Genomic DNA, 15,529 nt, shown 5'->3' with positions numbered 1-15,529 from the left:
TTCCGGGGGCGGCAACGTCACCTCGCGGGCTCAGGGCGCGCGCAGGGCGTCTGCGCGGTCCCGCAGGCGCGTCGCGCGGTCCGTCAGGTCCGGATCGGCCCGCCGCTCGGGCACGGTCCGGCGGCGCAGGGCGGCCCCGCGCGCGGCGAGATCGTCGGTCGCCGCGGGATCGGTCAGCCGCCCCGTCTCGGCCCGCTGCAGGATGCCGCCCAGCGGCGAGAGCGCGGGATAGTCGGCCTGCACCGCGGCGGGCGATTCCACCCCGTCGAGTTCGGGGAACTGGGTGCAGCCGGCCGCGGCCAGGCAGCAGGCAAGGAGGGTGGCGCGCATCTGTCGTCCTTCGCTGTCGGCGCGGACCCTAGTCCGCCGGGGCCCGCGGCGGCAAGCCGGCTCGCCTTCCGCCGCGCGGCAGGGTACGACGGCCCCGACAAGGGAGATGCCGATGAGCGAGACACAAGAGGTGCTGGCCGAGCTGCGCCCCGGCGCCGTCCGGCGCGTCGTGGGGACCGGCCTGCTGGCCGCGACGGGGGCGCTGCTTCTCTATTCCGGCTCCACATCGGGGAACGTCCTGCTGCTGCCGATCGGCGGCGCGCTGCTGGTGCTGTCGGGCTGGTTCTGGCGCGCCACGGCCAGCCGTCTCGTGCTGACGGCCGAGGGACTGCGGGACGAGACGGGCCGCGTGCTGGCGCCGATCGACAACATCGCCTCGGTCGACCGGGGCGCCTTTGCGTTCAAGCCGTCCAACGGGTTCGTGCTGCGGCTGGCGCGGCCGATGCCGGCGGCCTGGGCGCCGGGGCTCTGGTGGCGCGTGGGCCAGCGGCTCGGCGTCGGCGGCGTCGTTCCTGCCGCCCAGACGAAGGCCATGTCCGAGCGCGTGGCCGAGCTCAAGCTGGAGCGCGCCGCCGAAACCTGAAAACCGGTGCATGTCGGAGGGTTGTAGGCAAGCGGGCACGATTTGGTTACGGATTGAGCATATGCTCTGCATCGGGAGGAGCGCCGGAGCGACGTCCGGTGGGGCATCTGGCCAAAGACAAGCTGAAAGGAAGCGTCCCATGTCCGTGCCCGCCGAACCCTCCTTCCGCGACTCAGTCGACCTGATGTTCAACAGGGCCGTGGCCCTGATGGACCTCGAGCCGGGCCTCGAAGAAAAGATCCGCGTCTGCAACGCGACCTACACCGTGCGGTTCGGGGTGCGGCTTCGCGGCGGCATCCACACCTTCACCGGCTATCGCTCGGTCCATTCTGAACACATGGAGCCCGTGAAGGGCGGCATCCGCTACGCGACCGGCGTCCACCAGGACGAGGTCGAGGCGCTGGCGGCGCTGATGACCTACAAGTGCGCTTTGGTCGAAACGCCGTTCGGCGGTTCCAAGGGCGGGCTCTGCCTCGATCCGCGCGAGTATTCCGAGGAAGAGCTCGAGCGCATCACCCGCCGCTTCACCTACGAGCTGGCCAAGCGCGACCTCATCAACCCCAGCCAGAACGTGCCGGCCCCGGACATGGGCACCGGCGAGCGCGAGATGGCGTGGATCGCCGACCAGTACCAGCGCATGAACACCACCGACATCAACGCCCGCGCCTGCGTCACCGGCAAGCCGGCCCATGCCGGCGGCATCCAGGGCCGGGTGGAGGCGACCGGCCGTGGCGTGCAATACGCCCTGCGCGAGTTCTTCCGCCACCCCGAGGACGTGAAGGCGGCGCGGCTGTCGGGGTCGCTCCACGGCAAGCGGATCATCGTGCAGGGCCTCGGCAACGTGGGCTATCACGCGGCGAAGTTCCTGGCGGAAGAGGACGGCGCGAAGATCGTCGGCATCGTCGAGCGGGACGGCGCGATCACCTCGGAAAGCGGGCTGGACGTCGAGGCCGTGCACGGCTGGATCGGACGGCACGGCGGGGTGAAGGGTTTTGCCGACGGCACTTTCGTCGAGGACGGTGCCAAGGTGCTGGAGGAAGACTGCGACGTGCTGATTCCGGCCGCGCTGGAAGGCGTTATCAACCGCGACAACGTCTCGCGCATCCGCGCCCGGATGATCGTCGAGGCCGCCAACGGCCCGATCACGGCCGCGGCGGACGAGGTGCTGCGCAAGGCGGGCACCGTGGTCATCCCCGATCTCTATGCCAACGCGGGCGGTGTGACCGTCAGCTACTTCGAGTGGGTCAAGAATCTCAGCCACATCCGCTTCGGCCGGATGCAGCGGCGGCAGGAAGAGGCGCGGCACGAGCTTCTGATCAACGAGCTCGAGCGGCTGTCGCGCGACAAAGAGCTCGGCTGGACCCTGTCGCCCGGCTTCAAGGAGAAGTATCTCCGCGGCGCCGACGAGCTGGAGCTGGTGCGATCGGGGCTCGATGACACGATGCGGACCGCCTACCAGGCCATGCGCAAGGTCTGGCACTCGCGCGAGGACGTGGCCGACCTGCGCACTGCCGCCTATCTGGTCGCGATCGAGCGGGTATCGGCCAGCTATCGCGCCAAGGGGCTGTGACGGCTCAGCAGTTGCCCGACCCGGCGTCGGTCAGCTTGAGCTGACCGGTGAAGCGCGGCGAGACGAAGATGCGGTTCTCGAACCGCATCTCTTCCAGCCGCGCCTCGATCGCGCCGATCGCCATGTCGAAGGGCGGGGTATAGTCCATCCAGCTGTCGATCAGGGCGATCGTGTCGCCGTCGGCGAGCTGCGGTATCTCGTCCTTGATCGCGTCGATGTCGGTCTGTGTCATCGGATCGTCCGCGATCCCGGTGGAGCACGACCAGACGCGGACATGCTCGTCCTCTTCCGCGTCGTAATAGGCGACGGTGATCCGCAGGCCCGTTGGGTAGGAGCGCCCGATCTGATAGGTGTAGAGCCTCTGCATCCCTTCGAGGTAGCTGGGCGCAACGGCGTTGAGCTGCCGCGAGAGGGCGTCGCCGATGGTGTAGGTGGCGCGGATGTTCTGGGTCTGCATGCGGAAGGCGTCGACGAAGACGACGATGGCCAGCACCATCCAGATCAGCAGCGGCAGGACCAGCACCGTCTCGACGATCACTGTGCCGCGCGTGTCGGCGGCGAAGCGGCGCGCGATGTTTCTCAGCTGGCGGATCATGGCTCGTTCACGTAGAAGGTGGTCGCGTAGATCGGCACCCCGCCGCCCGCGGCACGCGGCATGATCTCGCCCAGGCCCATGTTCGGAAAGACCGGGTCGTAGAGCACGCAGAACCGCAGCAGCATGACCTCGTTCGAGCTGCCCTGGTCGTAGTTGACCACCGGCTTGATCTCTTCGGTCCGGTCGCGACAGTCGATCGGTTCGGCGGCGGGGGCGAAGGTGTCGACCTCGACCGGGGTCATGTCGATCGTCAGGTCGCCCATGCAATTGGCGATCACCAGCGTCCGGGCACAGACCGCCTTGCGCAACTCTTCGGGATCTTGAAGCGTCGGCTCGCCCAGCCGGAGATCCCGGGTGACCACGTCGACGCCCCGCTCGAACATCGTCTGACGCAGCTGGTGGATGCCCACCTCCGCGCCCAGGATGAACCAGGCCAGGACGAGGGGGAACATGAGCGCGAACTCGACCGTCGAGGTGCCGCGCCTGTCCCGCCAGAACCCGACGAGCGCGCCCCGCATCACTTCACCAGCCTGAGCTGGTTGATCGCGCTGGCGATGGCGGCGAAGGCGTAGTCGATCTCGTCGTTGTCGACGTCGAAGTAGTTGTTGTCGTTGCCGACGCAGTCGCGAAGCTTCTTCGCGTAGGTGCTGTCGATCTTCACGCCGACGGCGAAGATGACGATGCCTTCGTCCTTGGCGGCCTGGCAGATGTTCTCCATCCGCGTGTCTTTCTCGGTGCGGTCGATCTCCGTCACGACATCGCTGCCGGTCCAGTAGTCGTAGGCGCTCTGGGATCCATACTGGTCCTCGCGGAACTCGTTGGCGTGATACTTCACGCGCATCGCGGTCCACACATCCTTCCAGTCGAGCCGGGTGAGGTCCTTGTCCTCCAAGTTCTCCCACGTGTCGTCGTGCGGGAGGTAGAAGCGCTCATTGCCGATATAGTCGTCATCGCCGTGCCGTTGTGTCCAGCCATCGCGCCAATCGTAGAACGAATGTGTTTCTTCGGGCGCGTCGACGGCGTACCGGGTCTTGTAGCCATCCCAATATGTGAAGACGTCCGAGGGGCCGCTCGCATAGGCATCGGTAATCTGCCACTGTTCCTCGTTCTTGCCGTCCGTCATGACCACAAGCACCTTCATCGCGTTCGGCCGGTCGTAATCGTAGGGTCGGCCCTCGAAATCGCCGGAGATTTGGCCCGCGTCGATCATGTCCGAGACGACATCGCGGATCGACGGGTCGAGCAGGGACACGCCCCACTTGATCCCCACATCGATCGAGGTGCTGCCGCCCTGCGTGAGGGCCTGGATGTCGCCTTGAACCTGCGAGACCGAGCCGCCGAGGGCCGTGCTGCGGAAAGCCTCATCTGTGCGGCAGACCCGAAATCTGGGGTTCTTTTCGGTTTCGCTGTAGTAAGGATCGACATGGGCCGTCTGGGCCCGCCGGGTGGCGTCCAGCGGATCGTCCTCGTGCCCTTCGGTCGGAATCGGCAGCTTTGTCGTTGTGAAGTCGTCCGCCTCGAAATCGACGCAGCCGGAGTAGTCGTGACGGTGGCCCAGGTTCATCGCATCGAGGATCGGCTGTGGGGCCGCGGCTTGGGTGGAGTAGGGGACTATGGACAGAGAGACTTCGCTCAGTCCGGATTGGGCCCCATCGTCGGCGGAGAGAACCTCTTCGGCGAAGTCCTTCGCCGCCTTCCGCATGTTTTCCATCCGGTCGTAGTATTGCATCGACCCCGACACGTCCAAGACGAGCGAGACCTCGATGTCGCTGATCTCTTCCTTGGCCGATCCGGCGGCGGCGACGGGAAAGGTCTGGGGCAGGCGGTCGGAGATGCCGTTGAGCCTGATGTTGAACAGCATGTTGGGCTGATCGTACTTGGCCGTCGCCGTGACCTGGCGCGAGTTGATCAGCTCCGTCACGACGATGTCGTCGGGATCCAGCTTGTCGGCCAGCCCCGCCTTGGCGAAATAGTCCTGCACGACGCTCTTGGGGTCGAGCGTCTGGTCGAGGTCGGCGGCGGCGAGGATGGCGGCGTCGGTCGTGGCCTGAAGGCGGATGCGCGAGAACTCGTTGCGGGCGACGTTGATCGACAGCCCGCCGAGCAGGCAGAGACACACGAAGATGAACAGCGCGAAGATGAGCATCGACCCGCGCTCGTCTCCCGCGAACCGCGAGAGGAGATGTTTCGCGCGCGAAACATCACGCGTGACGTATCCGGATCTCATTTCCGTTCCCCTGATCCTCCCATGAGCGAAACACCTGCGCCCCGTTTGTGCCGGCAATGAGGCGAAGATACGGATTTTCGGACACCGGCCGACGGCGCATGGCCAATGCCGGGGCGGAGCGCTAGACTCCGGCGTTCCATGCACCGAGAATCGCTGTCATGAGCCTTCCGCCGGGTTTTCTGGACGAACTCCGCAGCCGCATCAGCCTGTCGCAGGTGGTGGGGCGCAAGGTGACGTGGGACCGCAAGTCGAACCAGGCCAAGGGCGACATGTGGGCGCCGTGCCCGTTCCACCAGGAAAAGACGGCCAGTTTTCACGTCGACGACCGCAAGGGCTTCTTCCACTGCTTCGGCTGCCACATCTCGGGCGACGCGATCACCTTCGTCCGCGAGAGCGAGAACGTTGGCTTCATGGAAGCGGTCGAGATCCTGGCCCGCGAGGCGGCGATGGAGATGCCCGCGAAGGATCCGCAGGCCAAGGCCAAGGCCGACCGGCGCACCCAGCTGGCCGAGGTGATGGAGCAGGCGGTCCAGTGGTTCGCGCTGCAGCTCAAGACCGGCGCGGCGTCGGAGGCGCGCGACTACCTCGCGCGGCGGGGGCTGGACGAAGCGGCGCTGAAACGCTGGGAGATCGGCTTTGCCCCGGCACAGGGCGGGGCCTTCAAGCACCTGACCGGCAAGGGCGTTCCGGCCGAGCACGTGATCGCCGCCGGGCTGGCCGCCGAATCCGACCGGGGCGGCGCGCCGTACGACCGGTTCCGCGGACGCATCATCTTTCCGATCCGCGACGCCCGCGGCCGCGCCATCGCCTTCGGCGGCCGGGCGATGGATCCGAACGCGCGGGCAAAGTATCTCAACTCGCCCGAGACCGAGCTCTTCGACAAGGGCCGCAGCCTCTACAACCACGCCCCGGCACGCGAGGCGGCGGGCAAGGGCAACGCGCTGGTGGTGGCCGAGGGCTACATGGACGTGATCGCGCTGGCGCAGGCCGGGTTCGACGGCGCCGTCGCGCCCCTTGGCACCGCGGTGACGGGCGACCAGCTGCAGCTGCTGTGGCGGATGGGCGACGAGCCGATCGTGGCGCTCGACGGCGACAAGGCGGGGCTGGCCGCGGCGATGCGGGTGATGGACACCGCGCTGCCGCTGCTCGAGGCCGGCCGGTCGCTGCGATTCGCGCTGATGCCGCCAGGGCAGGACCCCGACGACCTGATTCGCGCCAAGGGCCCCGAGGCGATGCAGCAGATCCTGCAGGCGGCGCGGCCCATGGTCGACCTGTTGTGGCAGCGCGAGACCGAGGGCAAGGTCTTTGACAGCCCCGAACGGCGCGCGGCGCTGGACCGGTCGCTGCGCGCGGCGATCGCAAAGATCCAGGATCCCACGATCCGGCGCCATTACGGCGATGCCATAAAGGAGATGCGCTGGCAGCTCTTCCGCCCCGCGCCGCCGCAACGGCGTGCCAAGGGCAGCTGGAAGCGCGACCAGCCGACCGCGCCGCTGGCGGCACAGCATTCTGCGCTGGCGCAGGGCGCGGTCGAGCACGAGATGCGCGAGGCGGTGGTGCTGGCCGTTCTTCTGAGCTATCCGCACCTGCTGGAGCGGGTCGAAGACGCGCTCGAACGGCTGGAGATGAGCAACGAGGATCACACCCGCCTGCGCGACGCGATCCTCTTCCGCTACGGCGAGGATACCTCTGATCTGAGGGGCGAAATCGAAAGGGAACTGGGGGGCGAGCTCCTTGAAAAGCTCTTCTCGCAGCGCCACATTGCGCTGGTGCCGGCCCTTAGGGCCGGTGGCGATGCCGAAATGGCGGCGGCCTGCCTGAAGGAAGAGGTCGCGAAGCTGCTGGCGTGGCGCGGTGCCGCGCAGGAACTGGACGAGGCGCTCGAGGACTTCGACCGGGGCAGTGACGAGGCGACGATCTGGCGCCTGTCGCAGGCGGCCGAAGCGCGCAACAACGCTGTACGAAGCATGCACGAGGACACAACGCAGTACGATGTCGGGCCGAATGGCGCACGTATGAGCCGGGAGGAACGCGGAGCCCTCGACGATCTGCTGAACAGCATCACGTTTACCAAGGGGCGCAACGCCCCCCAGTGACCTTGGGGGAAGGGTTGGTAAACGGAATTTAAGGTAAACAGGTGTGCGAATCAGTGATTCGCGCTAGACGATTCGGAACGATGACGAATCTCCCTCCGCAGAAGGAGTGCCGGATGGCCGCCAAGGACAACGACGACCGCAAGCCCGACGACCAGGACGGCGAAGTCATGCTCGACATGAGCCAGGCAGCGGTCAAGAAGATGATCGCCGAGGCCAAGGAGCGCGGCTACATCACGTACGATCAGCTGAACCAGGTGCTCCCGCCGGACCAGGTGAGCTCGGAGCAGATCGAGGACGTGATGTCGATGCTCTCGGAGATGGGCATCAACGTCATCGAGGGCGAGGACGCCGAGGACGACGATCAGAAGGGATCGACCGACCTGGTCGAGACCTCGAATTCGCGCGAGGTGTCGGTCTCGAGCTCCGAGAGCGAGAAGCTCGACCGCACCGACGATCCGGTGCGCATGTACCTGCGCGAGATGGGCTCGGTCGAACTCCTCAGCCGAGAGGGCGAGATCGCCATCGCCAAGCGGATCGAGGCCGGCCGGAACACCATGATCCAGGGCCTCTGCGAGAGCCCGCTGACCTTCCAGGCGATCACGATCTGGCGCGACGAGCTTCTCAACGAAGAGATCCTGCTGCGCGACGTGATCGATCTCGAGACGACGTTCGGCCGCCAGATGGGCGAGGAGGGAGCCGACGAGTCGGTCGTCGCCGGTCTGCAGCCGGAAGCCGCCGCCGCGCCGGCCGAGAACCAGCAGCAGGAAAAGAAGACCGAAGAGCCGGAGTACGACGCCGACGGCAACCCGATCGCCAAGGACGAGGGCGAGGACGAGGAAGACCAGGCGAACATGTCGCTCGCCGCGATGGAGGCGGCGCTCAAGCCCCGCGTCCTCGAGATGCTGGATGTGATCGCCGGCAACTATGCGCAGCTGAGCGAGATGCAGGACCTGCGCATGTCGGCCACGCTGAACGAGGACGGCTCGTTCACCAAGGAAGCCGAGGCCGAGTATCAGAAGCTGCGCTCGGAGATCGTCGAGCTGGTCAACGAACTGCACCTGCACAACAACCGCATCGAGGCGCTGATCGACCAGCTCTACGGCATCAACCGCCGGATCATGTCGATCGACAGCGCGATGGTGAAGTTGGCCGACCAGGCCCGCATCAACCGCCGCGAGTTCATCGACGAGTATCGCGGCGCCGAGCTGGACCCTGCCTGGCTGGACCGGATGGGCCAGAAGCAGGGCCGGGGCTGGCAGACGCTGATCGAGAAATCGACGCCCAAGATTGAGGAACTGCGCGGCGACATGGCCCAGGTCGGCCAGTATGTCGGCGTCGACATCAGCGAGTTCCGCCGCATCGTCGCCCAGGTCCAGAAGGGCGAGAAAGAGGCTCGCGCGGCCAAGAAGGAGATGGTCGAGGCCAACCTGCGTCTCGTTATCTCGATCGCCAAGAAATACACGAACCGCGGCCTGCAATTCCTTGATCTCATTCAGGAAGGCAACATCGGCCTGATGAAGGCCGTGGACAAGTTCGAGTATCGCCGAGGCTACAAGTTCTCGACCTACGCGACGTGGTGGATCCGGCAAGCGATCACCCGCTCGATTGCCGACCAGGCGCGCACGATCCGCATCCCGGTCCACATGATCGAGACGATCAACAAGCTGGTCCGGACCGGGCGCCAGATGCTGCACGAGATCGGCCGCGAGCCGACGCCGGAAGAGCTGGCCGAGAAGCTGCAGATGCCGCTCGAGAAGGTCCGCAAGGTGATGAAAATCGCCAAGGAGCCGATCTCTCTCGAGACGCCCATCGGCGACGAGGAAGACAGCCAGCTCGGCGACTTCATCGAGGACAAGAACGCGGTCCTGCCGCTCGACAGCGCGATCCAGGAGAACCTCAAGGAGACGACGACGCGCGTGCTCTCGTCGCTTACCCCGCGCGAGGAGCGTGTGCTGCGGATGCGGTTCGGCATCGGCATGAACACCGACCACACGCTCGAGGAAGTGGGCCAGCAGTTCTCGGTTACCCGTGAACGGATCCGCCAGATCGAGGCGAAGGCCCTGCGCAAGCTCAAGCACCCGAGCCGCTCGCGCAAGCTGCGCTCGTTCCTCGATCAGTAAGTTCTTGGGGCCGGCGTTTCGCCGGCCCTTTCCTTTCGCTGGGGGCTATTCCGGCAGCGTGTCGCGCCCGTTCAGCGGGTCGATATAGAGCGCCGAGATCAGGACATAAGCGACGACCGTCATCGGCGCGCTGAGGATGACGCCGGCGATGCCGAAGATCGAGCCGATCGACACGATCGCCAGCAAGAACACCGCCGGCGGCACATCGGCGACGCTCTGCTCGACCATGGGCAGGAGCATGTTCGACTCCAGCTGCTCGACCAGGACGTAGAGACCGGCGGTCCAGATCATCATCGTGGGCGAGATCGTCATCGCCAGCAGCACGCCCGGCAGCGCGGCGACGACGGGGCCGAGGACCGGCACGAACTCCAGCAGTCCCGCGATGACGCCGAGCGCCAGCGGCGCCGGCAGCCCCAGAAGCCAGGTGCCCAGCGTGACGGCGGCCCCGACGGTGACCATCGCGATCATCTGGCCGAAGAGCCACGCCCGAAGCCCCTTGCCCGCGCGGTCCAGAACGGCGCGTGTCCGCTCCTGCGAGGACGGCGCGACGAGCGACACCAGCCCGTCGCGATGCAGTTGCGGGCTCATCGCGAAGAACCCGCCCGCGACGAGCACGAAGAACAGGCTGGTCGTCGTGCCCATCACCGCCGCAGACCAGCGGGTCAGGTGACCTGCGAGGTTCTGCAACAGCGCAGAGCTCGACATCATGTCCTGTAGCGCTGTCTCGCCCATCACACCGCGCACGCGGTCCAGCGCGGCGGGCAGGGCATCGGACAACTCGGCCGCCTGCTGGGTGAGGGTGGGCATGATCAGCCCGATCAGGCCGGCCAGCGCCAGCGCGATGAGAAGGCCCGCGAGCCATACCGCCCCGCGGTGGCCGAGCGGCGTCCAGCGCTTGATCGGCTGGGCGGCGGTCACCAAAATCGTTGCGACGATCAGCCCGCCGAAGCCCAGAAGCAGCGCGTTGCGCGCGTACCAGGCGAACAGCGCCAGGACGATCAGTGCGAGCAGCGCCGCTCCGTTGCGCAAGGTGGCGGGAACGAAGGTTTTCCGGGCGACATCCTGAAGCGACATGTCCCGCCAATGCGCATGTCGGCTGGCATGTTCCGGCCGGGTTTGCATTTGCCGGCGGTTGCTCCACCATGCGTTTGATGCAGACGGAATTTTCGATACAGACCCGCGGGACCGGACTCTATGACTTCACGTCGGAGGTAGGCCGCTGGGCGCCGAGCGGGACCACCGGCCTCCTGACGCTGTTCGTGCGCCACACCAGCTGTTCGCTCCTGATCCAGGAAAACGCCGATCCCGACGTGCAGCGGGACCTGCAGGCGTACTTCCATCGCCTCGTGCCACCGGCGGACGACCCTTCGATGAGCTACCTGTCGCACACTGTCGAGGGCCCGGACGACATGCCGGCGCATATCAAGGCAGCGATGATGCCGGTGTCGCTGTCGATCCCGGTGACGGATGGCCGGCCCGCGCTCGGCACCTGGCAGGGCATCTACTTGTTCGAGCACCGCCAGGCGCCGCATACCCGGCGCGTGGCGGCGCATCTGGGCTGACGCTGCTCAGCTCTGCGGCATCAGGTGGATTTCGCGGATTGCCGCCCGTTCCGGTGCTGCGATGGCGTGCATCACCGCATCGGCGACGTCCTGCGGCTGCAGCTTGTCCGGCGCGCCATCGTCGAAGAACGGCGTGTCGACCATGCCGGGCGCGATGACGCTGCAGCGGCCGCCCCATTCGCGCATCTCTTCGGCCATGTTGCCGGCATAGCCGTGGACGAACCATTTCGTCGCGCCGTAGATCGAGCCGCTGATATGCCGCTTGCCCGCGGCCGACCCGGTCAGCACGAGGGTGCCCTTGGTCTTCTTCAGTTCCGGTAGCGTGGCCCGCGCGGCGTAGAGCACGCCCATGATGTTGATGTCGACCAGCGTGCGCCACTCCTGCGGGTCGCCCTCGACCGTGCCGGGCCGGTCCAGCCCCTTGCCCGCGTTGGCGAAGGCCGCGTCGATGCCGCCAAAGCGCTTGACCGTTTCGGTCACCGCGTCCTCGACCGAGGAGAGGTCGGTCACGTCGCCGGGGACGGCGAGGGCCTGGTCGCCGATCCCGGCCGCCAACGCGTCGAGCTTGTCGGCGCTGCGCGCCATCAGGGCCACGTTCCACCCCGCGGCGGCAGCGGTGCGCGCCGTGGCGGCGCCGATGCCGGTCGAGGCACCGGTGATGAACAGGGTCTTCGCCATCGATCGTCTCCTTTGCTGGTATCGGGCGGGAAACGCCCGGAGTGCGGCAAAGGTCCAACGGTTTGGCCGCACGATGTAGCGGTCGCAAATCTTGGCTACCCAAGGGGTTGGCAAATGCCTATAGTGTCTGTGGCCACGCGGTGAAGACGACCAAATGGGGGACGGCGATGCGCTGCCCGTTTTGCGGAAACATTGAAACGCAGGTGAAGGACTCGCGTCCCGCCGAGGATCACGTCTCGATCCGGCGGCGCCGGTTCTGTCCGGCCTGTGGTGGCAGGTTCACCACCTACGAGCGGGTGCAACTGCGCGATCTGGTCGTCATCAAGACCAATGGCCGGCGCGAGGATTTCGACCGCGACAAGCTCGAACGGTCGATCCGGATCGCCTTGCAGAAACGCCCGGTCGAGCCCGAGCGCGTGGATCAGATGATCAGCGGCATCGTGCGGCGTCTGGAAAGCATGGGCGAGACCGATATTCCCTCGAAGGTGATTGGCGAGATCGTGATGGAAAGCCTCGCGCGGATCGACACCGTGGCCTATGTCCGCTTTGCCAGCGTCTACAAGAATTTCCACTCGGCCGACGATTTCGACAAGTTCGTGAGCGAGCTGCGGCCTCTGGCGGTCAAGCCGCCGGAGTGACGGCCGGGGACGACGCCCGCTACATGGCGCTCGCGCTGTCGCTCGGGCGTCGGGGGCTGGGGCATGTCTGGCCCAACCCGGCCGTCGGGTGCGTGCTGGTCCGCGAGGGCCGGATCGTCGGGCGCGGCACGACACAGACCGGCGGACGCCCCCACGCCGAGCGGGTCGCGCTGGCGCAGGCGGGCCCGGCGGCGCGTGGAGCCACGGCCTATGTGACGCTCGAACCCTGTGCCCATCACGGCCAGACGCCACCCTGCGCCGATGCTATGGTCGAGGCGGGCGTTGTGCGCGTGGTCACCGCGCTGGAGGACCCCGACCCGCGCGTCTCGGGCGGCGGCCATTCCCGGCTGCGCGCGGCCGGCGTGCAGGTCGAGACGGGGCTGTGCGCCGCCACCGCCGAGCGGGATCAGGCCGGGTTCCTTTTGCGCGTGACGCGGGGCCGCCCCTTTGTGACGCTGAAGCTCGCCACCTCCTTCGACGGCCGCATCGCGACCGCCACAGGCGAAAGCCGCTGGATCACCGGTCCGGCCGCCCGGCGGCAGGTTCATGCGCTGCGTCTGTGCCATGACGCCGTCCTGATCGGCGGCGGCACTGCGCGGGCCGACGATCCGATGCTGGACGTGCGCGACTTCGGCGCGGTACGTCAGCCGGTGCGTGTCGTCGCGGCCCGGCAACTGGCGCTCAACACGGACGGACGGTTGGCCCGGACGGCGGGGACTCAACCGCTGTGGCTGGTTCACGGCAACCGCGCCGGCGACCTGCGCGGCGGCAGTGCCGCGACATGGGAGGCGCTCGGCGCCCGCCTGTTTCCGGTGCCCGTGGGACCGGGCGGGCAGCTGGCCCCGGCCGAACTGCTGGGCGCGCTGGCCGAGGCGGGCCTGACGCGGGTGTTCTGCGAAGGGGGCGGGGCGCTGGCCGCTTCGCTGTTGCAGGCGGGGCTGGTCGACCGGCTGGTCGGTTTCACCGCCGGGCTCGCACTCGGGGCCGAGGGGCAGCCGGCGCTCGGGGCGCTCGGGCTCGACACACTGGCCGAGGCCCCGCGCTTCCGTCTGAGCGAGGCGCGGCCCGTGGGCGGCGACGTCATGCATGTCTGGGACAGGGCCTAGCGCCAGAGCCGCGACTGGCTGGCGAACAGGCCCTGAAGCTTTGACAGAACCCGCAGCGCCGGTGCGCCGGGCAACGCCGTGCCCTCGGCCAGCCGGTCCACGACGACCTCGACCGGGCAGGGCAGCCGCGTCAGCGGGTCTCGGTAGCGCGGGTAGCCGATCAGCGTCGCATGGACGAGCTGCGCGAGGCTCGGACGCGCCGTGCGGCGGGCCGGAACGGCGCCGAGGTCCCGTGTCAGGCCCCAGCCGGCATAGAACGGCGTGCCGAGGCAGGTGACTGGCTTTCCGCGCAGCATCGCCTCGAACCCGAGCAGAGAGGTCATCGTCCAGACCTCGTCCGCCGCGCCGATGGCGGCGGTGGGCGACACCGTCCGCAGCACCGCGTCCGCCTTTGCCGCCGGCAGGGCGCCGGACCGCAGGCCCGCCTCGACATCCGGGTGCGGCTTGTAGAGCAGCACGGCATCGGGCGCGTCCCGGCGGCAGCGGGCGAGCAGGGCGGCATTGGTGCGGATCTCGCCGCAGCCCAGCCGGATCGACGCGTCATCTTCCACCTGGCCCGGCACGAGGATGCGCCGGCCCGCCGGCAGACAGGGCAGGTCGGTTCCGGCGAGATTGTATTTCGACAGATCGGCGGTCACGAGTCGGGCGATCAGGCGCTCGGCGCGGCGCAGCTCTGTTTCGGGCAGGGTGACGCTCTCGGCGATCAGGTCCTCGAGGTCGGACCGGCGCGTCGGGTCGTAGTAGATGCCCTGCCGGTCCGCGACCAGCGACAGGGGCGGCACCAAGTCCGCCCCGAGGCCCCGAGAGCGCAGGAAGCCGTCCTCGACACGCACGACCGATCGCGCTGCATGGTCGTCTCCATCCCGGCTTGCCCAGACCATCAGCGGCCGGCCCGCCCGCGCGGCTCGCCGGCTGGCGGTTGCCGGCGGATCGGCGAAGCGCATGGGCCCGTGTCCGCCGAACATGCCGCGCAGCGCGGGCCGTTTCCACAGGCGCATGCCGCTGGCGACATAGCCGTACCGGTCCTCCCGCCAGGGGCGCGTGGCGGCGTCGAGCTGGTTCAACGCGGTCTCGAACGCGCAGAGCCGGTTGAGACAGGGATCGTACCAGACCGGGTAGAGCAGCATCGTCGCCGCGAAGAGCTGGGCGCGCGTCAGCCTCCGGGTGCGCCGGGGAAGCGGCGCCTCGTCCTGTGTCAGGCCCCATCCCCCGTAGAAGGGCTGCCCGAACACGCGCGGGCGGTGACCGGCGAGGATCGCCTCGAATCCCAGCTGGGAACTGACGGTATAGACCGCGACCGCGCCTTCGAGCAGGGCCCAGGGGCTGACCGCGTCGCCGTGCAGCGTGGTGCGGGCGTCCTCGTGCATGGGGCCGTAGTGGCCGGGCCGCCGGCCGGCGCGGGTCTCGGGGTGAGTGCGGATCAGGATGCGCGCGCCGGGATTCTCGATCTGCGCCACGGCCAGCATCTCGTCGAACATGGCTTGGCCGCCGCCGCCCAGCGTGACCGAGGCGTCGCCCCGCGTCTGGTCGATAACCAGCGCATAGCCGGGGGCGGGGACGGGCAGCGCCGGGTCGAAGCCGGTGTATTTCGACAGGTGACGCTGCCGCATCCGCGCGATGCCGCCCCGCGCCCGGTCCAGAAGCGCTGTGTCGTCCAGCGGGTGCGTGGCCAGCAGATGCTCGAGGTCGGAGGGCTGGCGCGCGTCGAAGAAAGCGCCGCGGGTGTCGAGCGTCAGGCCAAGGGGCGGTTCATTCGCCACGCGACCTGGATGGACCGAGCGCAGGAAGGTATCCTCGATCGTCAGGATCCGGGCCCCGGTGCGCTCGGCGACCGCGCGCCCCCGCCGGGCGGCCGGGCTGTGGCCCCAGACGCCGACGGTGTCGTCGGGGCCGGGCCGGCCGAGGGTCGGGGTCCAGCCGGCGAGTTGCAGGATGCGCCGCACGCGCCGCTGCGTCAGGAACCCGCCGGAAAAGACGTGCAGACGGGTCGCCGCGGCAATCTCGGACCCGTCGGCTGTCATGGC

14 protein-coding genes are annotated in these 15,529 nt (G+C 68.0%); 7 read left to right on the top strand and 7 right to left on the bottom strand.

Translation table 11 applies throughout. The features are described 5' to 3' along the window. Window positions 1-30 precede the first annotated feature (30 nt). Window positions 31-330 carry a hypothetical protein gene (locus BMZ25_RS02890; RefSeq protein WP_092688047.1) on the bottom strand — a complete coding sequence of 100 codons (300 nt, stop codon included), beginning with the start codon at window positions 328-330 and terminating at the stop codon, window positions 31-33. 112 nt (window positions 331-442) lie between these two features. Here BMZ25_RS02890 and BMZ25_RS02885 point away from each other — a divergent pair, with 112 nt between their 5' ends. Both BMZ25_RS02885 and BMZ25_RS02880 read left to right on the top strand, forming a co-directional pair. Then, window positions 443-913 (top strand): hypothetical protein, encoded by a 471-nt coding sequence (locus tag BMZ25_RS02885; RefSeq protein WP_092688044.1) that lies wholly within the window; start codon window positions 443-445, stop codon window positions 911-913. Between the two features lie 139 nt (window positions 914-1,052). After that, the gene (locus BMZ25_RS02880) at window positions 1,053-2,483 is read left to right on the top strand and encodes a Glu/Leu/Phe/Val family dehydrogenase (protein WP_092688041.1); all 1,431 of its coding nucleotides are present in this window, start codon (window positions 1,053-1,055) and stop codon (window positions 2,481-2,483) included. Between the two features lie 4 nt (window positions 2,484-2,487). Here BMZ25_RS02880 and BMZ25_RS02875 read toward each other — a convergent pair whose 3' ends face one another. Genes BMZ25_RS02875 through BMZ25_RS02865 form a run of 3 tightly spaced genes read right to left on the bottom strand, consistent with a single transcriptional unit; the run spans window position 2,488 to window position 5,224 of the window. Then, a complete protein-coding gene (locus tag BMZ25_RS02875) occupies window positions 2,488-3,078 on the bottom strand; it encodes a TadE/TadG family type IV pilus assembly protein (RefSeq protein WP_092688038.1) in 591 nt (196 codons plus the stop codon). Further along, entirely contained in the window at window positions 3,075-3,596 is a 522-nt protein-coding gene (locus BMZ25_RS02870) for a TadE/TadG family type IV pilus assembly protein (protein ID WP_092688035.1), read from the bottom strand. The genes BMZ25_RS02875 and BMZ25_RS02870 overlap by 4 nt, the downstream gene beginning before the upstream one ends. Then, window positions 3,596-5,224: a pilus assembly protein TadG-related protein gene (locus tag BMZ25_RS02865; protein WP_177190365.1), complete on the bottom strand. Its 1,629-nt coding sequence runs from the start codon at window positions 5,222-5,224 to the stop codon at window positions 3,596-3,598. Before BMZ25_RS02865 ends, BMZ25_RS02870 begins: the two co-directional genes overlap by 1 nt. Before the next feature lie 239 nt (window positions 5,225-5,463). On the opposite strand from BMZ25_RS02865, the gene dnaG reads away from it, so the two are divergent. After that, window positions 5,464-7,401 (top strand): DNA primase, encoded by a 1,938-nt coding sequence (dnaG, locus tag BMZ25_RS02860; protein ID WP_092688029.1) that lies wholly within the window; start codon window positions 5,464-5,466, stop codon window positions 7,399-7,401. 113 nt (window positions 7,402-7,514) lie between these two features. Next, complete coding sequence (gene rpoD, locus BMZ25_RS02855) at window positions 7,515-9,521, top strand: RNA polymerase sigma factor RpoD (RefSeq protein ID WP_092688026.1); 2,007 nt, start codon at window positions 7,515-7,517, stop codon at window positions 9,519-9,521. A 45-nt stretch (window positions 9,522-9,566) separates the two neighbouring features. On the opposite strand, the gene BMZ25_RS02850 is transcribed toward rpoD, so the two are convergent. Then, the gene (locus BMZ25_RS02850; RefSeq protein ID WP_177190364.1) at window positions 9,567-10,595 is read right to left on the bottom strand and encodes an AI-2E family transporter; all 1,029 of its coding nucleotides are present in this window, start codon (window positions 10,593-10,595) and stop codon (window positions 9,567-9,569) included. 77 nt (window positions 10,596-10,672) lie between these two features. Here BMZ25_RS02850 and BMZ25_RS02845 point away from each other — a divergent pair, with 77 nt between their 5' ends. Next, window positions 10,673-11,083, top strand: coding sequence for a secondary thiamine-phosphate synthase enzyme YjbQ (locus BMZ25_RS02845; RefSeq protein ID WP_092688221.1), 411 nt, complete (start codon window positions 10,673-10,675; stop codon window positions 11,081-11,083). A gap of 6 nt (window positions 11,084-11,089) precedes the next feature. Here BMZ25_RS02845 and BMZ25_RS02840 read toward each other — a convergent pair whose 3' ends face one another. Continuing rightward, window positions 11,090-11,761: an SDR family oxidoreductase gene (locus tag BMZ25_RS02840; protein WP_092688021.1), complete on the bottom strand. Its 672-nt coding sequence runs from the start codon at window positions 11,759-11,761 to the stop codon at window positions 11,090-11,092. A gap of 167 nt (window positions 11,762-11,928) precedes the next feature. Here BMZ25_RS02840 and nrdR point away from each other — a divergent pair, with 167 nt between their 5' ends. Then, window positions 11,929-12,399 carry a transcriptional regulator NrdR gene (gene nrdR / locus BMZ25_RS02835; protein ID WP_092688018.1) on the top strand — a complete coding sequence of 157 codons (471 nt, stop codon included), beginning with the start codon at window positions 11,929-11,931 and terminating at the stop codon, window positions 12,397-12,399. Window positions 12,400-12,422: 23 nt separating this feature from the next. After that, the gene (gene ribD / locus BMZ25_RS02830; protein WP_092688218.1) at window positions 12,423-13,505 is read left to right on the top strand and encodes a bifunctional diaminohydroxyphosphoribosylaminopyrimidine deaminase/5-amino-6-(5-phosphoribosylamino)uracil reductase RibD; all 1,083 of its coding nucleotides are present in this window, start codon (window positions 12,423-12,425) and stop codon (window positions 13,503-13,505) included. On the opposite strand, the gene BMZ25_RS02825 is transcribed toward ribD, so the two are convergent. Beyond that, entirely contained in the window at window positions 13,502-15,526 is a 2,025-nt protein-coding gene (locus BMZ25_RS02825) for a capsular polysaccharide biosynthesis protein (protein WP_092688015.1), read from the bottom strand. The genes ribD and BMZ25_RS02825 overlap by 4 nt on opposite strands. Window positions 15,527-15,529: the final 3 nt, after the last annotated feature.

The organism is Tranquillimonas rosea (genome assembly GCF_900111315.1).
Taxonomy (GTDB): domain Bacteria; phylum Pseudomonadota; class Alphaproteobacteria; order Rhodobacterales; family Rhodobacteraceae; genus Tranquillimonas; species Tranquillimonas rosea.
This window is presented reverse-complemented; position numbering and strand designations above follow the sequence as displayed.